This window comes from Palleronia pelagia (genome assembly GCF_900110115.1).
GTDB classification, from domain to species: Bacteria; Pseudomonadota; Alphaproteobacteria; order Rhodobacterales; family Rhodobacteraceae; genus Palleronia; species Palleronia pelagia.
The window spans coordinates 404,257-428,122 of sequence record NZ_FOCM01000002.1 but is presented as its reverse complement, the minus strand read 5'-3'; the positions used below and the strand labels follow the sequence as shown (position 1 = coordinate 428,122).

Sequence of the window (23,866 nt, the reverse complement as noted above, 5' to 3'; positions counted from 1 at the left end):
TAAGCGGCAACATTCCAGCGGGCGGAGCGCGCGCACCCCACAGGGTCCGCGGCGACGCCCGCACGTCGTAGCCTGACAGGACAAGCCGATGCGCATAGCCTTAACGATCACCGCAGCCGCAACCGCCGCCTTTTCCGCCTTCGCCGCCCGCGCGCAGGAAGTCGGTCAGGATCTCGAGATCATCGGTCGGCCGACCCCTGGCGCCATGGGCTTCCAGCCTGCTGCGACGTCGCTGGCCGAGGATGTCCATTGGCTCGACGGCATGCTGCTGATCATCATCACGGCGATCACGCTGTTCGTGGTGGCGCTGCTGGGTATCGTTCTGGTGAAGTACAACAGCCGCCGCAACAAGGATCCCAAGACATTCACCCACAACACGCCGATCGAGATCGCGTGGACCGTGGTGCCGATCGTGATCCTGGTGTTCATCGGTGCATTCTCGCTTCCGATCCTGTTCAACCAGCAGGAAATCCCCGAGGCGGACGTGACGGTGAAGGCGACCGGGTACCAGTGGTACTGGGGCTACACCTATCCCGACCATGACTTCAGCTTCGACAGCTACATGATCGGCTCGCCCGCGACCGGCGGCGACAACCGCATGTCGTCCGAGGTGGTCGCGCAATTGGAAGAGGCCGGTTACACTCAGGACGAATTCCTGCTGGCGACCGACACCGCCATGGTGGTTCCCGTGGGCCAGACCATCGTGGTCCAGGTCACCGGCGCCGACGTGATCCACTCGTGGACCGTGCCCGCCTTTGGCGTGAAGCAGGACGCGATCCCCGGCCGCCTGGCCGAGCTGTGGTTCGAGGCCGAAGAGGAAGGCATCTATTTCGGCCAGTGCTCCGAGCTCTGCGGTATCGCGCACGCCTACATGCCGATCACCGTGAAGGTGGTCAGCGAAGAGGAATACGAGGCCTGGCTGGACCGGTCGATCGAGGAATACGGCGGCACCCCGCGCGAAACCGCGATGGCCGAGCAGACGGGTGACGCCGACGCCACCACGTCGGACGAGGCTCCGGCCGAAGGCGGTGACGACGCCGCTGCCGAGGAGACGCCCGCCGAGGACGCCGCCTCCGGGGAACCGGCGGCCGACGACGCTGCTTCTGAAGAAGGGACGACCGACGACGCCGCCGCCGATGAAGAAACGGCGGATGGCGAAGCGACCGATGCCAGTGCCGACGACGCGGCGGCCGAAGACGGCGCGGACGAAACCGCGAACTGATCCAGCGATCCCGGCGCGGCGGGGTCGCGCCGGGACGCAAGGAGTGCACCCATGGCCGACATCTCAGTCCACACGCCCGAGCGCGAGGCAGAATTCGGCGATTACTTCGCCCTTCTGAAGCCGCGTGTGATGACCCTCGTGGTGTTCACCGCGCTGGTGGGTCTGCTGGTCGCGCCCGTGTCGCTGCACCCCTTCGTCGCCTTCTGCGCAATCCTGTTCATCGCCGTGGGCGGCGGGGCCTCGGGCGCGCTGAACATGTGGTGGGATGCCGATATCGACGCGGTGATGAAACGCACCGCGCGGCGCCCGGTCCCGTCGGGCCGCGTGTCGGGGGGCGAGGCGCTGGCCATAGGACTGGCCCTGTCGGGCTTCTCGGTGCTGATGCTGGGGTTGGCCACCAACTGGCTGGCTGCCGGGCTGCTGGCCTTCACCATCTTCTTCTACGCCGTCGTCTATTCCATGTGGCTCAAGCGTTCGACGCCGCAGAACATCGTGATCGGCGGGGCCGCGGGGGCGTTTCCCCCGATGATCGGCTGGGTCGCGGCCACAGGGTCGGTCAGCCTCGAGTCGGTGCTGATGTTCGCCCTGATCTTCCTGTGGACGCCGCCCCATTTCTGGGCGCTGGCGCTGTTCATGCGCAGCGATTACGACGACGCGGGCGTGCCCATGCTGACCGTGACCCACGGCCGCCGGTCCACACGCCGTCACATCCTGGCCTATACCGCGATCCTCGCGGCCTTCGCCGTCTGGCTGGGCTTTACGGCTGCGGGCGGTCCGGTCTACCTGGTCGCCGCCATCGCGCTGAACGCCTGGTTCCTGAAGGGCGCGTGGGAGATCTCGCGCCGGGACGAGGACATGGCCGAGGCCGACAATTTCGCTGTCGAGAAGGCGTTCTTCAAATTCTCGCTGCTGTACCTGTTCATCCATTTCGGCGCGCTGCTGGCCGATGCGGCCCTGCGCGCAGGGGGTATCATCTGATGGCAATCCAAGCGGAACACGAACTTCACGGTCGCCGCAAATCCCGCAATGTCGGGGTCGGCCTGGTCCTGGCGGGCTTCATCGCGATCATCTTCGGACTGACCGTGGTGAAAGTCGAACAGATCGGCGCCGTCGACGGCTTCGACAACGCGAACGTGCCCGGCACAGCGGTGACGCAATGAAGATGGATGGCAAGACGAAGACGGTCGCGCAGACCCTCGGGCTCGTGCTGGTCATGGGTGGCCTGGCCTGGGCGTCGGTGCCCTTCTACGACTGGTTCTGCCGGGTCACGGGTTACGGCGGTGCGACCAACACGGCCGAGGCCGGGGCCGACACGGTGCTGGACCGCGAGATCACCATCCGCTTCGACGGCTCGCTGGAACGCGGCATGCCGTGGGAGTTCAAGCCGGTCGAGACCGAGGTCACGCTCAAGATCGGCGAGACGGGGCTGGCCTTCTACGAAGCCTACAACCCCACCGACGAGCCCATCGCGGGCAGCGCGTCCTATAACGTGGCGCCCTACGATGCCGGCAACTTCTTCACCAAGATCGACTGCTTCTGCTTCGAGGAGCAGGTCCTTCAGCCCGGCGAGCGGGTGCAGATGCCGGTGACCTTCTACGTCGATCCCGCCATCGTCGACGACCGCGACGCCAAGTTTGTGAATCACATCACGCTGTCTTACACGTTCTACCAGATCGACCTGCCGCAAGAGCAGGCCGCGCTTGACCTGAATTAAGCCGAAGCCAAACCCGAGGGACCGCCCATGGCGCACGAAAAGAACCACGACTACCATATCCTGCAGCCATCGCTTTACCCGTTCATCGGCGCGGTCGGCGGCTTCATCATGCTGTTCGGCGCCGTGCTGTGGATGGCCAATGACAGCCCCTGGATGTTCTTCATCGGGCTGGCCGTCGTGGCCTACACCATGTTCGGCTGGTGGTCGGACGTCGTGGCCGAAAGCCGCGATGGTGATCACACGCCCGTGGTGCGCATCGGCCTGCGCTATGGCTTCATCATGTTCATCATGTCAGAGGTCATGTTCTTCGCCGCGTGGTTCTGGTCGTTCTTCAAGCACGCCATGTACCCGATGGAGACGTTCAGCGAAGGCCAGTGGCCGCCCCCCTCGATCGAGACCTTCGATCCCTGGCACCTGCCGCTGATCAACACGCTGATCCTGCTGTGCTCGGGCGCGGCGGCGACCTGGGCCCACCACGCGCTGGTGCACGAGAACAACCGCAAGGACCTGCTGAACGGCACCCTCCTGGCCGTGGTGCTGGGCCTGATCTTCACGGTGTTCCAGGCCTATGAATACAGCCACGCGGCCTTCGGGTTCTCGGGCAACATCTACGGCGCCAACTTCTTCATGGCGACGGGTTTCCACGGCGCGCACGTCATCATCGGCACGATCTTCCTGTTCGTCTGCTACCTGCGGGCGCGGGCCGGTCATTTCACCCCCGAGAAGCACGTGGGCTACGAGGCCGCCGCCTGGTACTGGCACTTCGTCGACGTGGTGTGGCTGTTCCTCTTCGCGTCGATCTACATCTGGGGCTCCTGACGCCCGGCACCGGCCCGGATGCCTGTTTCGGCAGGGCGGGCCGGTCCTGAAACGAACGACGAAAGGGCGCGCTTGCAGCGCCCTTTTTTGCAGACAGGGGAAGGCCAATGGCCCGGACGACTCGCGTGCGGATGATCGGTTTCGGTGTGTTTGCCGTGGTGGGCCTTGCGCTGCTGCTGGGGCTGGGGATCTGGCAGGTGCAGCGGTTGGCCTGGAAACAGGATATCCTCGCCCGCATCGACGCCCGCATCGCGGGACCGGCCGAACCCCTGCCGCGGAACGTCTCCGAGGCCGCCGATGAGTACCAACCGGTCACGCTGACCGGTCAGCCCCGCGATGCCGCGATCCGGGTGCTGGTGACCACCGCCGAGCTTGGCCCGGCCTATCGCCTGATCTATCCGCTGGACCTGCCGGATGGCCGCGCCGTCCTGCTGGACGCGGGCGCCGTGCCGGCCACGTCCGGCAGCGACATCCCCGATCTGGGCGACACGCTCACCGTGACGGGCAACCTGCTCTGGCCGGACGAGGTCGACGGTTTCACACCCGATCCGGACCTGGACGACAATATCTGGTTCGCCCGCGACCTGCCGACAATGGCCGCAACGCTCAACACCGACTTCGTGCTCGTGGTCGCCAACGCGCGGGTCCATCCCGATATCCTGCCTTTGCCCATCACCAGCGAAGGCATCCCGAACGATCACCTGCAATACGCCATCACCTGGTTTTCCCTGGCCGCGATCTGGGCGGGGATGACACTGCTTCTGCTTCGGCGTATGGCAAGGTCCACCAACTGAAGGTTGCCGATGCAGTATGTCTCGACCAGGGGGCAGGCCCCCGAGCTTGATTTCGAAGGCGCGATGCTGGCGGGTCTGGCCCGCGATGGTGGTCTTTACGTCCCCGATCACATTCCGACGCTGGATCAAGACGCCATCGCCGCCATGGCGGGGCTGCCCTACGAAGAGATCGCGCTGCGGATCATGCAGCCGTTCACGGGGCTGCCCGAGGATCGACTGAAACCCCTGATCGACGCGGCCTACGCGGGGTTCGGTCACGACGCGCGCGCGCCGCTGGTGCAGCTCGGTCCGAACCATCACCTGCTCGAACTTTTCCACGGGCCCACGCTGGCGTTCAAGGATTTCGCCATGCAGCTGATCGGCCAGCTGTTCCAGGACGCCATGCGCCGCCGCGGCGAACGGATCACCATCGTCGGCGCCACCTCTGGCGATACCGGGTCGGCGGCGATGGAGGCGTTCCGCGGGCTGGACAACGTGGAATGCTTCATCCTCTACCCGCACGGTCGCGTCAGTGATGTGCAGCGCCGGCAGATGACCACGCCGTCCGAGGCCAACGTCCACGCGCTGGCTGTCGACGGCGATTTCGACGACTGCCAGGCGGCGGTCAAGGCCATGTTCAACGACCACGCCTTCCGGGACCGGGTCGGGCTGACGGCGGTGAACTCGATCAACTGGGCGCGGGTGCTGGCGCAGGTCGTCTATTTCTTCTCATCCGCCCTGTCGCTGGGCGCGCCCGCGCGGCCCGTGCGCTTCACCGTGCCCACGGGCAATTTCGGCGACATCTTCGCGGGCTACATCGCGCGCCAGATGGGGCTGCCGATCGAACGGCTGGTGATCGCCACCAACCGCAACGACATCCTGCACCGCACGCTTGCCACGGGCGAGCATCGCAAGGACGGCGTGTCGCCCACCATCAGCCCGTCCATGGATATCCAGGTCAGCTCGAATTTCGAGCGCGCGCTGTTCATGGCCTATGGCCGGGACGGGGCCGCCGTGTCTCAGCTGATGGACGAGCTACGCGACGCCGGCGGTTTCCCTGTCAGCCAGGGCGCGCTGGAGGCCCTGCGCGAGATCTATGGCTCGGGCCGCTGCTCGGAGGATGAGACCGCCGCCACCATCCGCGCCATGCACACCCGCACCGGCGAGGTGCTGTGCCCGCACACCGCCGTCGGCGTCAAGGTGGCCGAGGAGCATCTGGGCGACAGCCGGACGCCGATGATCACCCTGGCCACCGCCCATCCCGCCAAGTTCCCCGACGCGGTCGAGGCCGCCACAGGCGGACGCCCGGCGCTGCCGGACCGGATGGCCGACCTGTTCGACCGCGACGAGCGGCTGACGCGCATCGACAACGACGTCGCCGCGATCGAAGCGCTGATCGAGGATCGCCTGAAATGACCCCGCAACTGCACACGCTCGAAAACGGCCTGCGCGTCGTGACCGAACCCATGCCGGGCCTTCAATCGGCCAGCATAGGCATCTGGGTCAATGCCGGGGGGCGGCACGAACGCCCCGAGCAGAACGGCATCGCCCATTTCCTGGAACACATGGCCTTCAAGGGCACCGAGCGGCGCAACGCCCTGCAAATCGCCGAGGCGATCGAGGATGTGGGCGGCTATATCAACGCCTACACCTCGCGCGAGATGACGGCGTATTACGCCCGGGTGCTGGCCGCCGACGTGCCACTGGCGCTGGACGTGATCAGCGACATCGTCCTGAACCCGATCTTCGAGGAGCGCGAGATCGAGATCGAGCGCGGCGTCATCTTGCAGGAAATCGGGCAGGTGCTGGATACGCCCGACGACATCGTCTTCGACTGGTTGCAGGAGGCCGCGTATCCCGGACAGCCCATCGGCCGGTCGATCCTCGGCCCCTCGGACAAGGTGCGCGGTTTCGGCCGGGCGGATCTGTCGGGCTTCGTAGCCGAACGCTACGGTCCGGACCGTCTGATCGTCGCGGCGGCCGGCGCGGTCGACCACGACGCCATCGTCCGCTTCGCCGAGGAAACCTTCGGCCACATGATCCCGCGCGCGAATGCCGATGCCGCGCCCGCCCGGTTCGAGGGCGGCGAGCGGCGCGAAACGCGCGAGCTGGAGCAGGTGCATTTCACCCTCGGCTTCGACGCGCCCGGGTATCGCGACGAATCCTTCTACGCCGCGCAGGTCCTGTCGAGCGCCTTGGGCGGCGGCATGTCCTCGCGCCTGTTCCAGGAACTGCGGGAACGGCGCGGCCTGTGCTATTCCATTTTCGCGCAGGCCGGCGCCTACGAGGATGGCGGCATGATGACCGTCTATGCCGGCACCTCGCCCGACCAGATCGACGCCCTGGCGGACGTCACGATAGACGAGCTGAAACGCGCGGCCGACGACATGACGGCGGTCGAGGTCGCGCGCGCCCGCGCCCAGATGAAGGCGGGTCTGCTCATGGGGCTGGAAAGCCCCTCGGCCCGGGCCGAGCGCCTGGCGCGGCTGGTGGCGATCTGGGGCCGCGTGCCCGACATCGACGAGACCGTGGCGCGGATCGACGCGGTCACCGCCGGTGAGGTGCGCGAGTTCGCGGCGAACATGCTCTCCCGGTCGCAAGCCGCCATGGCGCTTTACGGTCCCATCGACCGTGCGCCGGTATTGCAGGATCTGCAGGCCCGTCTGGCCGGTTGATGCTGGGTCGAAAACGGAAATTCGCGATCCAGACGGATCGCCTGACCCTGCGCCCGCCGCAGCACGGAGATTTCCGCGCCTGGGCCGACCTGCGCCGCGACAGCGCCGATTTCCTCCAGATGTGGGAGCCGGTCTGGGCCGCCGACCACCTGACGCGCAAGAGCTTCACCAACCGGGTCTACTGGGCCCAGCGGTCCATTGCCGCCGACACGGCGGTGCCCCTGTTCCTGATCCGCCGCGAGGACGGGATGCTGACGGGCGCCATCACGCTGGACAATATCCGGCGCGGCCCGGCGCAGTCGGGCACGCTGGGTTACTGGATCGGGGCGCCCTTCGCGCGGCAGGGTTTCATGTCCGAGGCCATCGTCGCCTTGGTGCACCATGCCTTCCACAAGATGGACCTGAGCCGGGTCGAGGCCGCGTGCCTACCAGAAAACGTGGCCTCGCGCGGGGTGCTGGAGCGGTCGGGCTTCAAGTACGAGGGCGTCGCGCAAAGCTATCTCCAGATCGCGGGGCGGTGGCGGAACCATGTGCTCTACGCCAACCTGCGCGCCGACCGCCGCGGCAAAACGGGCGCCGGCTAGGTCTGGCCGGGCGGGCCGGCGGCCCTAGCTGTCCGGCGAACCGAAACAGCCGCTGCGCCCGCCATGACCTTTCTTCGTTCCGTCCTGATCGCCCTGTGCCTGGCCGCGCCGATGTCGGCGTCCGCCAATGACTGGCATCGTCTGTCCGAGCCCGGTGTCATGGCGATCATGCGGCACGCGCTGGCCCCCGGCACCGGGGACCCGGCCAATTTCACGCTGGGCGATTGCAGCACCCAGCGGAATCTGGACGAGCGCGGCCGCCACCAGGCGCGCCGGCTGGGCGCCGCCCTGCGCGAACGCGGCATTCGTTTCGACCGGGTGCTCACAAGCCAGTGGTGCCGCAGCCGCGAAACGGCCGAGCTGCTGGAGGTGGGCCCGGTGGTCGATGAGCCGGAGCTGAACTCCACCTTCGCGGGGCGCGGCGACAGCGGCGCGCAGACGCAACGGATGCGCGAGATCATCGCCGCGGCCGACGGGCGCCTGATGATGGTCAGCCACCAGGTGAACATCCGCGACCTCACCGGCCAGAGCACCCGCTCGGGCGAGGTCCTGCTGATCCGCGAGGGCGAGGACGGGATCGAAGTGGTGGGCGAGATCCTGGTGGCGCCGTGAAGCGCCCGCCGATCCGCCCGCGCGATTGTGAAGCGGCAGGCAAGGCCGCTACCGGGTGACCTGTGCGCCGGGCGTGCTAACGTTGCGGAACCTCAGGAAGGGGAGACCACCTTGCGAAAACTTCTTTCACTTGCCCTGATCGCCCTTGCCGTGCCGTCCCTGGCGGCCGCACAGGACCGCATGCCCAGCCACTGCATCGCCATCGCCGACGCGGCGCCGGGGATCGAGTACCTGCACAAGGCCAGCTGGCGCGAACCGATCGGCGACCCCTATACCGTGCGGCTGACCTATATCGATCATTCCATGTTCCTGATCCAGGCGCCCGACGGGACCTCGGCGGTGACAGATTACAACGGGTTCATCGGCGGCGTGGACCTGGTGCCCGACGTGGCGACCATGAACCACGCCCATTCCAGCCACTGGACCGTCCGGCCCGACCCGCGCATCCCCAACCTGCTGGAGGGCTGGGGCGACAGCCTCGAGCCGAACCTGCACGACATGATGCTGGGCGAGATGCGGGTGCGTAACGTGCCCACCGACATCCGCCGCGGCACCGGGGTCGAGAAATTCGGCAACTCGATCTTCGTGTTCGAGGTCGGGGGCCTTTGCATCGGCCACCTTGGTCACTTGCATCACAAGCCCGACGATGCGCAATTTGCCGCGCTGGGCCGGCTGGACGTGGTGATGGCGGCCGTCGATGGCGGCATGACGCTGGACCTGCCCACGATGGTCGAGACGCTGAAGCGGCTGAGATCCTCGGTCGTGATCCCCATGCACTGGTTCGGGCCGATGACCCTGGGCCGCTTCCTCGACGATATCTCGCAGGACTTCGACGTGGATCTGCGCGACACCTCGTCCATGGAGGTCAGCCTGCGAAACCTTCCCGACCGGCCGACGGTGGTGGTCCTGCGACCGTCCTTCCTCGGCGCAGAATGACCGGTGGTCCCCTGACGCCCGATCTGCGCGACGCGCTGGCTGGGCAGCTTTCCGACGGCGCGCTGCGCGAAGTCTCGGACGCCTACCTGAGCGAGCCGCGGGGCACGTGGCGTGGCAGCGCGGGCGCCGTCGTCGCGCCGCGCGACACAGAAGAGGTGGCGAAAGTCATCTGCTTCGCCCGCGATCACGGCGTTGCGGTGGTCCCCTGGGGTGGCGGCACCGGCCTTGTCGGCGGCCAGACCCTGCCGAACGCCGCGCCGATCCTGCTGAGCCTCGAACGGATGCGCGCCATCCGCGCCGTGTATCCCGATGAGAACGTGCTGGTGGCCGAGGCGGGCGCGATCCTGGCCGACGTGCAGGCGGCAGCGCGCGACGCCGGGCGGCTGTTCCCGCTGTCGCTGGCCTCGGAAGGAACGGCGCGCATGGGCGGGTTGCTGGCCACCAACGCGGGCGGCGTGAACGTCCTGCGCTATGGCAACGCGCGCGATCTTTGCCTGGGGCTGGAGGCCGTGCTGCCGGACGGGTCGATCCTGCACGGGCTGCGGCGGCTGAGGAAGGACAATACCGGCTACGACCTGCGCAACCTCCTGATCGGCGCCGAGGGGACGCTGGGCGTCATCACGGCGGCCAGCCTGCGGCTGTTCCCGCAGCCGGGCGCCGAGGGCACGGCGATGCTGGTGGTGGATGGCCCCCGCGCGGCGCTGTCGCTGCTGGCGCGGGCGCAGGCCATGGGCGGCGTGTCGGCGTTCGAGCTGATCTCGGGGCAGGGGCTGCGGTTCCTGCGCGACCACGCGCTGCCGGTGCGCCAGCCCTTCGACGATATCCCCGACTGGTGCGTCCTCGTGGATCTCGGCCTGCCCGAGGGGGGCGATCCGGCGTGCCAGCTGGAACGGCTGTTCGAGGCCGGGTTCGAGGCGGGCGAGGTCAGTGACGGTGTCATCGCCCAGTCCGAGGCGCAGCGCCACGAGCTCTGGGCCGTGCGCGAGACAATCCCCGAGGCCAACAAGCGCACCGGCGCGATCGCGTCGAACGACATCTCGCTGCCCTTGTCCGAGGTGCCGGGCTTCATCGAGGCGTGCGGGGCACGTCTGCACGCCGCGGCCGAGCTGCGCATCAACTGCTTCGGGCACCTGGGCGACGGCAACCTGCATTTCAACCTGTTCCCGCCCGAGGGCCGGTCGAAGGCCGAGTATCGCGACCGCGCGGCGGACCTGCGCCGGATCGTCGACGACGCGGTGGCCGAGCGCGGCGGATCGTTCTCGGCCGAGCACGGCGTCGGGCGGCTGAAGGTCGAGCAGATGCGCCGCTACGGCGATCCGGCCAAGCTGGCCGCCATGCGCGCGATCAAGGACGCGCTGGACCCGGCGGGCATCATGAACCCGGGCGCGGTGCTGGGCGATTGAGCGTCGGACCGGGGCTCTGCCCCGGACCCCGGAGTATTTGAGGACCAGTGATGCGGCAGACGCGCGGGGCGCCCGGCGTCAGCGCAGGAAATTCGGACGCAGGCGCAGTTTCTGCCGGGCCTCGCGCGGCAGGTGGCGGTTCAGGCGGCGCGAGGCCAGCGCGAACAGCCCCACCACGCTCAGGGTCAGCAGGATGAAGTAGAAGGCCAGGATCGGGTAGGGCACGAACGGGTTGAAGGTCTTGTCGGCGAAGTAGTTCGCGTAATAGAGCGCGTCGCCCCGTTGCTGCCACGCAGGGAAGCCCGAGAAGAAGACAAGCGTGGTGGCGTGAAACAGGAAGATCGCCTCGTTCGTGTAGGCGGGCCAGGCCAGGCGCAGCATCGTGGGGAAGGTGATGCGCCGGAACTTGTTCCAGCCGGTGATGCCGTAGGCCTCGGCCGCCTCCATGTCGCCCCGGGGGATCGAGCGCAGCGCGCCGTAGAAGATCTCGCCCGAGTAGGCGGCGGTGTTCAGGAAAAGCACAACCAGCGCCCCGGCCCAGGCAGCGGTGAAGGCACCGAAGAACGGGTAGCTGTTCTTGAGGCTGAGAAAGAGCAGGTAGGCGAAGAAGAACTGGATGAAGAGCGGCGAGCCACGGAAGACGAAGATGACCCATTCGGCCGGCTTGCGAAACAGCGGGTTGGCCGACGCCTTGCCCACCGCCAGCGCCACGGCCAGCACGAAGCCCGAGCAGAGCGCCAGCACGCCGAAATAGATGTTCCAGATCATCCCCGAGCCGATCAGGGTGAATTGCTGACAGAGGGTGTATCCCTCGCGCGGGAGCAGCCGTTCGCCGAAGCCGATCGAGCGCAGGGCGTAGTCGGCGATGGTCTCGACGCAGCTCATGCCGCCATCCCCCCGGTGGTGGCCTGGCCGAAGGTCAACCGTTTCATCAGCCGTTCCAGCACGATCTCGGACACGCGGGTCAGCAGCAGGTAGAAGACCAGCAGCGCCAAGAAGTACCAGACGCGCCAGTCGCCGTGGGGATAGTCCGAGAAGCGCGGCGTGACCGACCCGCCGAGCTCGCGCGCCCAGTAGACGATATCCTCGACCCCCAGCAGGAACAGAAGCGGCGTCGCCTTGACCAGGACCATCCACAGGTTCGACAGGCCGGGCAGGGCGTAGACCCACATCTGCGGCACCAGGATGCGCCGGAAGGTCTGGGCGCGGGTCATGCCGTAGGCCTCGGCGGTTTCGATCTGCGCGCGCGGCACCGCCATCATCGCGCCGAACAGCACGTTGGCGGCGAAGGCGCCGAAGACGATGGCGAAGGTGAACATGGCCAGCAGGAAGCCATAGACCTCGTGCACCCATTGCGGGGCGCTGTTCGAGGGCAGCTTGGCGGCGCTGCACACCACGAAATCGTTGCCCTGTCGCACCGGCTGGTCCCAATCGGGGCAGAGCGCCAGCAGGCGCAGGTATTCCAGCCCCTGGTCCAGCGCGATCACGAAGAACAGGAAGAAGGCGATGTCGGGCACGGACCGGACGATCGCGATATAGGTCTTGCCTAGCATGCGCAGCGGCAGGAAGCGGGCACGGGCCGCAACGGCGCCGCCGAAGCCGAACAGGAGCGCGGTGGGCGCGGTGATGGCCAGCAACAGCATGACCGTGCCGAACGAGGCGTAGAACGCCATGTGCTTGCCGGTGGTCAGGTAGCAGGCCAGCCAGGCCAGGCCGTCAAGCGATGCGGGGTCGGTGCAGTAGGCGAACATGCTCAGCGGGGCCCGTGGTGCGGCGCCGGTCCGGCGGCGGGGCTGTGGGATGTGGGGCTTCGGTGCATGTCGACGTCCCGCTGGGCCGGGCGCCCGGTCGGGGCGCGGTCATGCCCCGGGCGCAGCCATGGCGCGCCCGGGGGCGAGGCAATCTTAGAACGTCGCGCCGTCGGGCAGCCATTCCTCGATCAGCGCGTTCAGCGACCCGTCGTCCTTCATGGACTGGATCGCGGCGTTGAACTTCTCGCGCAGTTCGCCGTCGCTTTCACGGAAGCCCATGCCGATGCCGCCGCCCAGCAGGACATCGTCCCCCACGACCGACAGCTCGGATTCGTTCTCGACGATGGGCATCAGGAACGCCTTGTCGGCCAGCACCGCGTCGGCTTCGCCGTTGCGCACGGCGGCGACGGTTTCCTCGGGGGTGGCGAATTCGACCAGGGTCGCGCCCTCCATCGAGGCCACGTGGCCGGCCTGGATCGTGCCGGACTGCGCCGCGACGACCGCGTTCTCGACATCGACGTCGTCCATGGTCGAGACGTAGACCGACGGATCGGGCTGGGTGTAGGGATCGGAGAAGTCGATGACCTCGTCCCGCTCGTCGGTGATCGACATGCCGGCCATGATGGCGTCGTAGTTGCCCGAGACCAGGTTCGGGATGATCGAATCCCAGTCGTTGGTGACCCACTCGCAGGTCAGCTCGGCCCGCGCGCAGAGTTCGTCGCCCAGTTGACGCTCGAAGCCGGCGACTTCGCCGTTGTCGTCGAGGAAGTTGTAGGGGGCATAGGCGCCCTCGGTGCCCAGGCGCACGGTCTCGCTGTGTTCGGCGGCAAACGCCATGCCGGTGCCAAGCGCAAGCGCGGCGGTGGCGGTCAGGATGGTTTTCATGCGGGTATCTCCCATTGATCGGATTCGACGGGCCTGTGGTCGGCCCTTGACCGCCGCAAAATCGGGCGCATGCGTGTTTTTTGCAAGGGTGCCCCAAGGGAAACTGCCCCGCGGGGCCGTTTTCGCGGCCAAATCGGGCAGGATTTATGCGGTCGGTCGCATGTTGCCTAAGGGTCAGGGGCGGCCGGGATGCTGCATCTCTGCGCCCGAGGCGTACAGTCGGCCGAATATCGGCGTACTCTGATTTTCAGAGAATGGCGAAGGACATGGATACGAGAAGCCCCGCGATGCCCACCACGGTCTTGTACCAGTACTCGGTCGGGCGGTCGTAGTCGCCTTGCTCCAGTCGCTCCGGCGATCCCGCTTCGACGGGATAGAGCGGGCCGTCGAGATATATCCCGGGCGTGTGGAAGCCCGCGGCGCGCTCGAGATTCGCAACGATCTGCAGGATCGCGTAGAGGACCCGGTATGATTGGTGCAGGAGGAAAAGGCATAGGGCGGTGACGATCAACACGGCCGCTCCGCCTGCGGCCCGATGGGTGGTGTCGAGCGCCATGTCGGCATTCGTCGCCAGGAACCCGGTGATGGCGAAGGCGCCCAGCACGAAATTGCGGGTCAGTTGGTAGGCCCGGTCGCGGCATCGCGCGGCAATGCCGCATTTCTCGTCATAGGTCATTTGAAGAAAGGCCCGGCGCGCCTCCTTGTCCAGGGGCTCCGGACGCGGCGGCGCGGTCTCGGCGCCACGAGTCATGACGTTGACGACAGGAAACCGCGCAGGCGTTCGCTTTTTGGGTTGCCGAACAGCTCGGACGGCGCGCCTTCCTCCTCGATCCGGCCCTGGTGCAGGAAGATGACGTGGTCCGAGCAGTCGCGGGCCAGGCCCATGTCGTGGGTCACGATGATCATGGTGCGGCCTTCCTCGGCCAACCCCTGGATCACGCGGATGACCTCCTGCTCGAGCTCGGGGTCGAGCGCCGAGGTGGGTTCGTCGAACAAGAGCGCGCGCGGCTCCATGCACAGGGCGCGCGCGATCGCGGCGCGCTGCTGCTGGCCGCCCGACAGCTGCGCGGGATAGACGTCGCACTTGTCGCCGATGCCCACCTTGGCGAGATAGCCGCGCGCGGCCTCCTCGACCTCGGCGCGGTCGCGTTGCAGCACGGTGACCGGCGCCTCCATCACGTTTTGGAGGATGGTCATATGGGCCCACAGGTTGAATTGCTGGAACACCATCGACAGGTTCGTGCGGATGCGGGTGACCTGCCGGGGATCGGCGGGCTTGCGGTCCGCCCCGGTGCCGCGCCACTTGACCGGCTCGCCCTCGAACGAGATCTCGCCGGACTGGCTGTCCTCGAGCAGGTTCGCGCAGCGCAGCAGGGTGGACTTGCCCGACCCCGATGACCCGATCAGCGAGACGACATGGCCGCGCGGCGCGGTCAGGTCGACCCCTTTCAGGACCTCCAGCGCGCCGTAGCTCTTGTGGAGGTCTCGGATCTGGAAAACGGGGGTATCTGTCACGGGGTCCGGCGGGCTCGGGCTGTTGCGCGTCGCGGCGCAGTAGGGCGGAAATCCGCCGGGATTGCAACGCCCGGCCCGCGCGGGGTTACTCGACGCGCTTGCGCGCCATGTTGCTGTCGCGGTCGTTGACGCCCAGCATGGGGGCCACCATGCGCATCAAGGCGTTCTCGTCCTCGTCCCGCCGGCCGTCGGCCAGCACGACACCCCACAGCGCCTCGACCACGGCCAGGCGATCCTCGTAGGCCACGCTGTCCTTTATGGCGCGGGTGAAGCGGACGGTGTCGGGCGCCTCGGACTCGAGCGTTTCGGCCTCGGCCCGCAGGGATTGCGCGGCCTCGTCCGTCAGCCCGTAGCGATGGGCCAGCGTGCGGTCGATCCGCGCGATCTCGGCGGCGGCATAGTCGCCGTCGGCCCGCGCGAGACGGACCAGGAGCGCTGCCAGGGCCAGGCGGGAATCGCTATCGGCGAGGGGGGCGGGCTCGGGCGCGGTCATGCGCTTGAGAAGATCTGCAAACATGCGGATTGAGATAGGCGCGTGTTGCACGAAGGCCAAGCCCATCCACTTTCGCGTGTTAATTCGGCGCGCCCCTGTTCAATGCGCGGTGCGGGGACTAGGTAGTTCAGAACTCTTGTGTGTTTGGACGATCCAATGCTGCGAATCGCTGCCCCCGTACTGGCCCTTGCCATGGGCCCCTCGGCCCTCATGGCCGGTGACCTGAGCCTGCCTGCGCCCGAGCCGCAGCCGGTGTTCCAGGCGCCCGCGCCGTCGACCCCGAACCTTGTTTTCACGCTGCGCGGCGGCGCCGCGGTGAACCCCGACTATTTCGGATCCGACGATTACTCGGTGGGGCCCGATTTCGGCTTCCGCCTGGGCTATGCCAACCTGTTCGGCCGTGAGTTCGGCAATGCCGACGGCTCGCCCAGCTATGGCCTGGGCGTGCGCGGATCGTTCCGCTACATCGGTGAGCGTGACGATGCCGACAACCCCGAGCTGACGGGCCTGAACGACATCGACGCCTCGGTCGAGCTGGGCCTTGGCCTGGGCTACAGTTCTTACAATTTCGACGCCTTCGCCGACGTGCGCTATGGCGTCATCGGGCACGAGGCCGTGGTCGGTGAGCTTGGGGCCGACTTCAAGGTGCATCCCAGCGACCGGCTGACGCTGAGCGTCGGGCCGCGCGTCTTCGTCGGGTCCGGCAAGTACTCGGACGTGTATTTCGGCGTGACCCCGGCCGAGGCCGCCGCCAGCACCAGCGGCTTCACCGCGTATGATCCCGACGGTGGTATCCTCAGCGCGGGTGTCGAGCTGGGCGCGAGCTACGAGATCAACGACCAGTGGGGCGTCGAAGGCGCCGTGACCTGGGACCGTCTGACCGGCGACGCCGCCGACAGCCCGATCGTGCAGGCCGGCGACCGCGACCAGTACGGCATCCGCGTGGGTATCACCCGCCAGATCACGCTGGATTTCTGATCCGGTCATCGTCCGCGAACGAAAAAGCCGCCCGGTTGGGCGGCTTTTTGCATTTCTTGGGTGGGGCAAGATCAGACGGGCGGGAGTGACCCGTCTTCGGCCACGCCCGCGAGGTTCGCGCTGATCCCGCCGTCGGGCTCCTGGGTCACGAACAGGATCGCCATGTCGCCCTCGGAAAGGTCGCGGTCGGGGGCGATGTTGAACTCGGTGATGGGGGTGCCTTCGGGGACGAGCACCGGCTCATCCTCGCCGTTGTAGCTGACCACGATCACCGATCCGTCCGACGCGTTCACGACCTCGCCCACGGTGGCGTTGGTCATCAGGCTGTCCTCGGTCAGATCCCACGCGGTTTCGCCTTCCCCCGTGCCGCGCAGGGCCTCGGGGAAGACGTTGATCGAGACGGCGACCTTGCGGCCATCCTCTCCCTCGGTCGACGGGATCGACAGGAAATCACCCTGCCGCACGTCGCCGATCTCGATATACTCGTAGACCAGAACGCTGAAGTCGTCGGTCAGGGTCACGTCATAGCTGTCGCCGCCCTGGGTGGTCACCGTGACGGTGTCGCCGCTGGTCGACGTGACTTCGCCGCGCAGACGCGCGGTTTCCTGCGCGAAGGCAGGGGTCGCCAGCGCAAGGGTCGTGGTGATCATCGCTGTGGAAATCAGGGCGTTCATGGAATCCTCGTAAGTTGGTCGAAGACCCAACACCTGTTCCGCCCTTTGGTTTCAGACCGCGGGGCCACGCAAGGCGCGGCCCCGGTCGCTGTTTTACTTGCGATCGCTCGTGACCGAATCCTTCGCGGTGTCGACGGCATCTTCGACGTGACCGGCGCTTTCCTGCGCCTTGCCCTCGACCTGGTCCGCCTGGCCTTCGGCCTTCAGCTTGTCATTGTCGGTGGTGTCGCCCGCGGCCTCTTTCATCTTGCCGAGCGCGTCCTTGACCTTGCCCTTGATGGTGTTCTCGCTCATCGCGTCTCTCCATTTGCTTGCTGCAATCTGAAGGGACAACGTCAGCGCGGGGCTCGCGTTCCTGCGGCCCGAAAATCGTGATCGGGGTGGCCGCGGTCAGACCAGGCGGCTCATCTCGACGGCGGCGCGCACGAAATCGGCGAACAGGGGATGCGGCGCGAAGGGCTTGGATTTCAGCTCGGGGTGGAACTGCACGCCGATATACCAGGGATGGTCCTTGATCTCGACGATCTCGGGCAGGCGACCGTCGGGCGACATGCCCGAGAAGACCAGCCCGCTGTTTTCAAGCGCGTCCTTGTACTTGATGTCCACCTCGTAGCGGTGGCGGTGGCGTTCCTCGATCCGGTGACTGCCGTAGATCTCGGCCACCTTCGAGCCGTCCTTCAGGCTGGCGGCGAAGGCGCCCAGCCGCATGGTGCCGCCCTTGTCGTCCAGGACATCGCGCGCGATCTTCTGGTTGTCCTTGATCCATTCCTTCAGGTGGAAGATCACCGGCTCGAACCGGGCCTCGCCCGCCTCGTGGTCGAATTCCTGGCTGCCGGCGGTCTTCATGCCCGCCAGGTTGCGCGCGGCCTCGACCACGGCCATCTGCATCCCGAGGCAGATCCCCAGATACGGGACCTTGTGCTCGCGGGCGAACTGCGCGGCGCGGATCTTTCCCTCGGTCCCGCGCTCGCCGAAGCCGCCGGGGACGAGAATCGCGTGGAAATTCTCGAGGTAAGGGGCGGGGTCCTCGCGCTCGAACAGCTCGGCATCGACCCAGTCGATGCGGACCTTCACCCGGTTGGCCATTCCGCCGTGGGTCAGCGCCTCGGCAATGGATTTATAGGCATCCTCGAGCTGCGTGTACTTGCCGACGATGGCGACGCGCACTTCGCCCTCGGGGTTGAACACGCGGTCTGCGACGTCGTCCCAGCGGTCCAGCGTCGGCTTGGGCGCGGGCGAGATGCCGAAGGCGTCCAGCACAGCCTGGTCCAGCCCCTCGCGATGATAGGCGAGCGGCGCCTCGTAGATCGACTTCAGGTCATAGGCGGCGATCACGCTGTCGGGGCGCACGTTGCAGAACAGCGCGAGCTTCTCGCGCTCCTTCTCGGGGATGGGCCGTTCCGAGCGGCAGACCAGCACGTCCGGCGCGATGCCGATTGAGCGCAGTTCCTTGACCGAGTGCTGGGTCGGCTTGGTCTTCAGCTCGCCGCTGGCCGCGATCCAGGGCAGCAGGGTCAGGTGCATGAAGATGCACTGCCCGCGGGGGCGTTCCTGCCCGAACTGGCGGATGGCCTCGAAGAAGGGCAGGCCTTCGATATCGCCCACCGTGCCGCCGATCTCGCACAGCATGAAATCGACCTCGTCGGCGCCGATGGTCAGGAAGTCCTTGATCTCGTTTGTGACGTGGGGAATGACCTGGATCGTCTTGCCCAGGTAGTCGCCCCGGCGTTCCTTCTCGAGCACCGAGGAATAGATCCGCCCCGAGCTGACGCTGTCGGTCTGGCGCGCGGCGACGCCGGTGAACCGCTCGTAATGACCCAGGTCCAGGTCGGTCTCGGCGCCGTCATCGGTGACGAAGACCTCGCCATGCTCGAACGGGCTCATCGTGCCGGGATCGACGTTCAGGTAGGGGTCGAGCTTGCGCAGCCGCACCGAGAACCCGCGGGCCTGCAACAGCGCGCCCAAGGCGGCCGAGGCCAAGCCCTTGCCCAGCGAAGAGACGACACCGCCGGTGATGAATACGTAACGCGCCATGTGCCGACGACTCCCGTGACTGGTGGCCCGATCGGCCAAAAATCCTGCTTAAGGGGCGATCCGACATCGCCCCATCACGGGATTTGAGCATTACAAGGTATGCGGACCCGTCGCAACAGGGACGCAGGATGATGTGGCCCTTATTCCGCGCGGGGCGGCAGGGCGGGCGCATCGCCGGCGGACGGCGGCAGAAGGCCGCTGCCATCGGGCAGGGACGGTGCGGGAGCGCTGTCCTCGGTCTCGGACGTGCCGCCCAGACGGTCGATGACCGACGTTCCGGCGCTCTGATCGGCGGCGATGATCGTCAGCGTGATCGAGGTGGCGATGAACGCGATGGCCAGCGCCCAGGTCAGCTTGCCCAGGGCCGTTGCCGCGCCGCGCGCGGACATCGCGCCGCCACCGCCGCCCATCCCGAGGCCGCCGCCTTCGGACCGCTGCAGCAGCACCACGCCGATAAGGCACAGCGCCAGGATCAGGTGGACGACAAGCACGATATTTTGCATGGGGCAAAGGCCTTCGCGGTCAGGGACAGGCGGTATCTAAAGGCCAAGCCGCGAACCCGCAACCCCGAGAAACCGGCCCCGCGCGATTGCGGGTTTCCCACGCGGCGAGGGGTCTGTATGGAAGGCACGCAATTTCCGCATGATAGGATACGGCACATGGCCAACGTAGTGGTGGTGGGCGCCCAGTGGGGCGACGAAGGCAAGGGCAAGATCGTCGACTGGCTGTCCGAGCGGGCCGACGTGATCGCCCGGTTCCAGGGTGGACACAACGCCGGCCACACGCTGGTCATCGACGGCGAGGTCTACAAGCTGCATGCCCTGCCGTCCGGCGTGGTGCGGCGCGGCAAGCTCAGCGTCATCGGCAACGGCGTGGTGCTGGACCCCTGGCACCTTGTTTCCGAGATCGAGGGAATCCGCGCGCAGGGCGTCGAAATCACGCCCGAGACGTTGATGATCGCCGAGAACACGCCGCTGATCCTGCCCTTCCACGGCGAGCTGGATCGCGCGCGCGAGAACCAGGCGAGCGTTGCGAAGATCGGCACCACCGGCCGTGGCATCGGCCCCGCCTACGAGGACAAGGTGGGCCGCCGCGTGATCCGCGTGGCCGACCTGGCCGATGACAAGACCCTTGAGACGCGCGTCGACCGCGCGCTGGTCCACCACAATGCCCTGCGCAGCGGGCTCGGGCTCGAGCCCATCGACCGCGACGCGCTGCTGGCCAAGCTCCGCGAGGTGGCGCCCAAGATCCTGCCCTTCGCCGCGCCGGTCTGGAAGGTGCTGGGCGAGAAGCGCGCGCAGGGCAAGCGCATCTTGTTCGAGGGCGCGCAGGGCGCGCTGCTGGACATCGATTTCGGCACCTACCCCTATGTCACCTCGTCGAACGTGATCGCGGGTCAGGCGCCCACCGGCACCGGCATGGGGCCGCACGCGGCGGGCTTCGTTCTGGGCATCGTGAAAGCCTACACGACCCGTGTGGGCGAGGGCCCGTTCCCGACCGAGCTGCACGATGCCGACGGCCAGATGCTGGGCGAGCGGGGCCACGAGTTCGGCACGACCACCGGGCGCAAGCGCCGCTGCGGCTGGTTCGATGCCTGCCTGGTGCGCCAAACCTGCGCCATCTCGGGCATCTCGGGCATCGCTCTGACCAAGCTCGACGTGCTGGACGGGTTCGACACGCTGAAGATCTGCGTTGGCTACGACCTGAATGGCGAACGGCTGGACTACCTGCCCACCGCGTCGGACAAGCAAGCGCGCTGCACCCCCATCTACGAGGAAATGCCGGGCTGGTCCGAGACCACCGCCGGCGCCCGCAGCTGGGCCGACCTGCCGGCGAACGCCATCAAGTATGTCCGCCGCGTGGAAGAGCTGATCGGCTGCCCGGTCGCCATGCTGTCGACCTCGCCCGAGCGCGAGGACACGATCCTCGTCAAAGATCCTTTCGCGGACTAACCCCATGGCGCTGTCGCACAAGGCCAAACGCCGCTGGTCGCTGGTGATCCTGCTGGTTCTGCTGCCGATTTATATCGTCGTGGCGTCGAGCATCATCACCTGGCTGGGCCGCCCGCCAATCTTCGTCGAGCTGCTGGTCTACCTGGTCCTCGGCGTGCTCTGGGCGCTGCCGTTCAAGAACGTCTTCAAGGGCGTGGGGCAGCGCGACCCCGATGATGACGGGGCCTAGCCAGAAAGCTCAGCTCGAATGAAAACGGCGCCCCGCGGGGCGCCGTTTCCGTTTCTTGCGTTCGTATCTCGCTTAGCTGCCGGTGGCGCGGGCGCGTTCGATCATCTCGGCGCTGTCGTCCACAGCGAACTGGCCCTTGCCGACCTTGCGGATCCGGCCCGAGCGCAGCAGCTGGCCGAAGCTTTGCAGACCCTGCTCGCGGGTGATCTCGCCCTCGGCGGCGCTGGCGGCGCGGCGCAGGATGGTCGGGCGCGACACGCCCTCCTGCCCCTCGACGATCTTGGCGTAGACCGCCGCGGCCTCGAGCATGTCGGGTAGTTCCTTCGCGCCGACCCGGGCAGCGAAATCGCGGAAGCTTTCGCCATCCAGGGTCTTGGCAGTGGCCGGCCGGGCGGCCGAAACGCGCTGCGGGCGGCTGGGCGTGATCGTCATCGACCGGCGCGGCTTCACCTCGCTGTCGACCCGCTGTTCCGAGACCAGCACCAGCGGCGCGGGGCGGCTCTGGATATCCGCCTGCGGGCGGCCCGTGCGGTCCCCGTCAGCCTTGGGCGCGGGGCGCGAGGGACGCACCACCTGGGCCAGGTCGTCCCGGAACTGGCTGATCGCTTCGGCGTCTTCCTCCTGCCGCTTGTCGCGCAGCTTGCCGTCGGCCTTGGTCGCAGCCACGGCGGCCTTCAGGTGGGCGATGGCCGACCGGCGGCGGTTGCCTTCGGCGTCGCCGAGCTGCGCGTTGGTCTTGTCCAACAGCCGCTTCAGGGCCTCTTCGCCTTCGTTCTGTGGCGCAGCTTCGGCCACCTGGTCGTCCGCGTGGTCCTCGTCCTCGTCGGTGGCGGCTTCGACCGCTTCGTCCTCGTCCCAGGTCTCGCCGGTCTCTTCGGCGATCAGTTCATCCAGCGACCGCATCTGGCGCGGCTCGGACGGGGCGTCGGCTTCGGCGGTTTCACCGGCTTCGGCGCGGCGTGCCTCGCGTTCTACCTCGGCCAGTTCGGCGACCAGGTCGTCCTCGTCCTCGGCGTCCAGCCCCGATGCGCTGACCAGGTCGCGGATACCGGCGGACAGGTCGTCGTCTTCGCTGGCCGAAGTGTCTCCGGTGGCATCGGCGTGCTCTTCCTCGTCGGCAAGATCGTCCGCGTCCCCCGAGAACATGTTTTCGGTCTCGTCCACATCGTCGGACCGATCGTCGTCGGCGTCGTCCATCAAGCCCGCGATCAGGGTATCGGCCCCGTCGTCGTGCAGCTCCGCGTCGGCATCCTCATCGGAAGCGGTCGCAACAACATCCGTTCCGTCGTCGTCAATGGCGATCTCGGCGGTCAGGTCGTCGCCGGCATCGTCCTCGTCCTCGATTTCCTCGATCTCGCCGGCGGCCAGAGCAGCCTCGAAATCGCTACGCTTGAGCTTGATGACCCGTGCGACGGGCGCGGCGGGACGCGCCTGCTGCGGCGGCAAGGGCGCGGTGCATTCTTCGAGGGTCTCGGCTTCGGCTCCGGCATCAATCGCGATCTCGGCGCTGCCGTCCTCGATCGCGATTTCATCTGTCTCGGACGTATCCAGGTCAACTGTGGCGGTCTCGAGCGCATCCTGTTCGTCAGCGTCGTCGACGCTGTCCTGCGCGGCCTCGATTGCGGCGATCTCGGCCGCGATGGCATCGGCCTTGGCCTTGGCGCGCTCGGCCTGGGCGTGGGCTTTTTCCTCGGCGCGGGCCTGCTCGATGGCGGCAAGCTCGGCCTCCCTCGCTTCGGCCTTCAAGCGGTCCATCTCGGCGCGCTCGGCTTCGGCTTTCGCGCGGGCTTCTTCCTCGGCGCGCTCGGCTTCGGCCTTTGCGCGGGCTTCTTCCTCGGCGCGCTCGGCTTCGGCTTTCGCGTGGGCTTCTTCCTCGGCACGTTCGGCTTCGGCTTTTGCGCGGGCCTTTTCCTCGGCGCGCTCGGCCTCGGCCTTTGCGCGGGCTTCTTCCTCGGTACGTTCGGCTTCGGCCTTCGCGCGGGCCTCCTGCTCGGCGTCGTCCGGTTCGTCCTCTGCGACCGTGGGCTCGGCCGGAACCGAGAGGTCGTCCATCAGCGGCATTTCTTCGGTCGCGACGTCTGCTTGGTCCTCGTCGGACGCATCGGTGAAGGCCGCGTCTATGTCATCGCTGACCACGGCGTCCTCGATCCCATCGTCGGGGGCCGTGTTCTGCGCCTCGGCGCGGGCCTTGGCGACCACGGCGCGGATGCGGCTGAGCTTGTCGGCCACGCTGTCACCCGATGCGGCGGCGGCCGGTGCGGGGGGCGTGCAATCCTCGGCCGGTGCCGCGGCGGCGGGCTTGGACGGGGCGGAGAGCGGCGCGGGCAGCGCGCTGTCCTGGTCCATCTGGCGCAGGACGACACCGTTCTTGGCGATGCGCGCCTCGACCCGCTTCTGCACTTCGCGCTCGGCGATCTGGTGCAGCATCTGCGCGTCAGGCTGGGGCGGTTCCGCGCCGAAATACCTGTCCTCGGCGGCCAGATCACGGAAATACTCGGCGATCGACTGCATGGTGCTGAAGGGTTGGTCGAACCCTTCGAGAGTGCACGAGAATGTGCCGTAGGATACGGTCAGAATTTTGTTCGATCCAGTCATCGGCGTCTCGCTTTCTTTCCGA

25 protein-coding genes and 1 pseudogene are annotated in these 23,866 nt (G+C 67.3%); 15 read left to right on the top strand and 11 right to left on the bottom strand.

Annotation, left to right across the window (positions count from 1 at the left end; genetic code table 11):
* Positions 1-88: 88 nt before the first annotated feature.
* The 12 genes and pseudogenes from coxB to BMX96_RS06235 form a co-directional block, all read left to right on the top strand.
* Positions 89-973: pseudogene (coxB, locus tag BMX96_RS06290) on the top strand (cytochrome c oxidase subunit II); the annotation flags it as partial.
* Positions 974-1,273: 300 nt separating this feature from the next.
* Complete coding sequence (gene cyoE / locus BMX96_RS06285; protein ID WP_091844726.1) at positions 1,274-2,200, top strand: heme o synthase; 927 nt, start codon at positions 1,274-1,276, stop codon at positions 2,198-2,200.
* Positions 2,200-2,382, top strand: a complete 183-nt coding sequence (locus tag BMX96_RS06280) for a hypothetical protein (protein WP_091844725.1) — start codon at positions 2,200-2,202, stop codon at positions 2,380-2,382. Before cyoE ends, BMX96_RS06280 begins: the two co-directional genes overlap by 1 nt.
* Complete coding sequence (locus tag BMX96_RS06275; protein WP_073128535.1) at positions 2,379-2,936, top strand: cytochrome c oxidase assembly protein; 558 nt, start codon at positions 2,379-2,381, stop codon at positions 2,934-2,936. The genes BMX96_RS06280 and BMX96_RS06275 overlap by 4 nt, the downstream gene beginning before the upstream one ends.
* Positions 2,937-2,963: 27 nt before the next feature.
* Positions 2,964-3,755: a cytochrome c oxidase subunit 3 gene (locus tag BMX96_RS06270; RefSeq protein WP_091844724.1), complete on the top strand. Its 792-nt coding sequence runs from the start codon at positions 2,964-2,966 to the stop codon at positions 3,753-3,755.
* Positions 3,756-3,862: 107 nt separating this feature from the next.
* Positions 3,863-4,549, top strand: coding sequence for an SURF1 family protein (locus BMX96_RS06265; RefSeq protein WP_091844723.1), 687 nt, complete (start codon positions 3,863-3,865; stop codon positions 4,547-4,549).
* 9 nt (positions 4,550-4,558) lie between these two features.
* On the top strand, positions 4,559-5,944 hold the full coding sequence (gene thrC / locus BMX96_RS06260; protein ID WP_091844722.1) for a threonine synthase: 1,386 nt from the start codon (positions 4,559-4,561) through the stop codon (positions 5,942-5,944).
* Positions 5,941-7,203, top strand: coding sequence for a M16 family metallopeptidase (locus BMX96_RS06255; protein ID WP_091844721.1), 1,263 nt, complete (start codon positions 5,941-5,943; stop codon positions 7,201-7,203). The genes thrC and BMX96_RS06255 overlap by 4 nt, the downstream gene beginning before the upstream one ends.
* Positions 7,203-7,787 carry a GNAT family N-acetyltransferase gene (locus tag BMX96_RS06250; RefSeq protein WP_091844720.1) on the top strand — a complete coding sequence of 195 codons (585 nt, stop codon included), beginning with the start codon at positions 7,203-7,205 and terminating at the stop codon, positions 7,785-7,787. Before BMX96_RS06255 ends, BMX96_RS06250 begins: the two co-directional genes overlap by 1 nt.
* Positions 7,788-7,850: 63 nt before the next feature.
* Positions 7,851-8,399 carry a histidine phosphatase family protein gene (locus BMX96_RS06245; protein WP_091844719.1) on the top strand — a complete coding sequence of 183 codons (549 nt, stop codon included), beginning with the start codon at positions 7,851-7,853 and terminating at the stop codon, positions 8,397-8,399.
* A 111-nt stretch (positions 8,400-8,510) separates the two neighbouring features.
* Positions 8,511-9,335 (top strand): MBL fold metallo-hydrolase, encoded by an 825-nt coding sequence (locus tag BMX96_RS06240; protein ID WP_236736983.1) that lies wholly within the window; start codon positions 8,511-8,513, stop codon positions 9,333-9,335.
* A complete protein-coding gene (locus tag BMX96_RS06235) occupies positions 9,332-10,738 on the top strand; it encodes an FAD-binding oxidoreductase (RefSeq protein WP_091844718.1) in 1,407 nt (468 codons plus the stop codon). Before BMX96_RS06240 ends, BMX96_RS06235 begins: the two co-directional genes overlap by 4 nt.
* Before the next feature lie 78 nt (positions 10,739-10,816).
* On the opposite strand, the gene BMX96_RS06230 is transcribed toward BMX96_RS06235, so the two are convergent.
* The 6 genes from BMX96_RS06230 to BMX96_RS06205 all read right to left on the bottom strand — a co-directional run bounded on the left by BMX96_RS06230 (position 10,817) and on the right by BMX96_RS06205 (position 15,406).
* Positions 10,817-11,623: an ABC transporter permease gene (locus BMX96_RS06230; protein WP_073128543.1), complete on the bottom strand. Its 807-nt coding sequence runs from the start codon at positions 11,621-11,623 to the stop codon at positions 10,817-10,819.
* Positions 11,620-12,489: an ABC transporter permease gene (locus BMX96_RS06225; protein WP_091844717.1), complete on the bottom strand. Its 870-nt coding sequence runs from the start codon at positions 12,487-12,489 to the stop codon at positions 11,620-11,622. The genes BMX96_RS06230 and BMX96_RS06225 overlap by 4 nt, the downstream gene beginning before the upstream one ends.
* A gap of 153 nt (positions 12,490-12,642) precedes the next feature.
* Positions 12,643-13,374 carry a transporter substrate-binding domain-containing protein gene (locus BMX96_RS06220; RefSeq protein ID WP_091844716.1) on the bottom strand — a complete coding sequence of 244 codons (732 nt, stop codon included), beginning with the start codon at positions 13,372-13,374 and terminating at the stop codon, positions 12,643-12,645.
* 247 nt (positions 13,375-13,621) lie between these two features.
* The gene (locus BMX96_RS06215; protein WP_139209993.1) at positions 13,622-14,050 is read right to left on the bottom strand and encodes a hypothetical protein; all 429 of its coding nucleotides are present in this window, start codon (positions 14,048-14,050) and stop codon (positions 13,622-13,624) included.
* Between the two features lie 71 nt (positions 14,051-14,121).
* Positions 14,122-14,889: an ABC transporter ATP-binding protein gene (locus BMX96_RS06210; RefSeq protein ID WP_091844714.1), complete on the bottom strand. Its 768-nt coding sequence runs from the start codon at positions 14,887-14,889 to the stop codon at positions 14,122-14,124.
* An 85-nt stretch (positions 14,890-14,974) separates the two neighbouring features.
* Entirely contained in the window at positions 14,975-15,406 is a 432-nt protein-coding gene (locus tag BMX96_RS06205) for a tellurite resistance TerB family protein (protein ID WP_091844852.1), read from the bottom strand.
* Between the two features lie 132 nt (positions 15,407-15,538).
* On the opposite strand from BMX96_RS06205, the gene BMX96_RS06200 reads away from it, so the two are divergent.
* A complete protein-coding gene (locus tag BMX96_RS06200) occupies positions 15,539-16,360 on the top strand; it encodes a MipA/OmpV family protein (RefSeq protein WP_091844713.1) in 822 nt (273 codons plus the stop codon).
* 71 nt (positions 16,361-16,431) lie between these two features.
* Here BMX96_RS06200 and BMX96_RS06195 read toward each other — a convergent pair whose 3' ends face one another.
* The 4 genes from BMX96_RS06195 to secG all read right to left on the bottom strand — a co-directional run bounded on the left by BMX96_RS06195 (position 16,432) and on the right by secG (position 19,571).
* Positions 16,432-17,010: a hypothetical protein gene (locus BMX96_RS06195; RefSeq protein ID WP_139209991.1), complete on the bottom strand. Its 579-nt coding sequence runs from the start codon at positions 17,008-17,010 to the stop codon at positions 16,432-16,434.
* Positions 17,011-17,127: 117 nt separating this feature from the next.
* Entirely contained in the window at positions 17,128-17,328 is a 201-nt protein-coding gene (locus BMX96_RS06190; protein WP_073128550.1) for a CsbD family protein, read from the bottom strand.
* A gap of 96 nt (positions 17,329-17,424) precedes the next feature.
* Positions 17,425-19,068, bottom strand: coding sequence for a CTP synthase (locus BMX96_RS06185; protein ID WP_073128551.1), 1,644 nt, complete (start codon positions 19,066-19,068; stop codon positions 17,425-17,427).
* A 140-nt stretch (positions 19,069-19,208) separates the two neighbouring features.
* Positions 19,209-19,571: a preprotein translocase subunit SecG gene (gene secG, locus BMX96_RS06180; RefSeq protein ID WP_091844711.1), complete on the bottom strand. Its 363-nt coding sequence runs from the start codon at positions 19,569-19,571 to the stop codon at positions 19,209-19,211.
* 156 nt (positions 19,572-19,727) lie between these two features.
* Here secG and BMX96_RS06175 point away from each other — a divergent pair, with 156 nt between their 5' ends.
* Complete coding sequence (locus BMX96_RS06175) at positions 19,728-21,020, top strand: adenylosuccinate synthase (protein ID WP_091844710.1); 1,293 nt, start codon at positions 19,728-19,730, stop codon at positions 21,018-21,020.
* A 4-nt stretch (positions 21,021-21,024) separates the two neighbouring features.
* Positions 21,025-21,249, top strand: coding sequence for a DUF2842 domain-containing protein (locus BMX96_RS06170; protein ID WP_091844709.1), 225 nt, complete (start codon positions 21,025-21,027; stop codon positions 21,247-21,249).
* A gap of 72 nt (positions 21,250-21,321) precedes the next feature.
* Here the strand turns inward: BMX96_RS06170 and BMX96_RS06165 are convergent, their stop codons facing one another.
* Positions 21,322-23,844, bottom strand: coding sequence for a hypothetical protein (locus BMX96_RS06165; protein WP_091844708.1), 2,523 nt, complete (start codon positions 23,842-23,844; stop codon positions 21,322-21,324).
* Positions 23,845-23,866 lie beyond the last annotated feature (22 nt).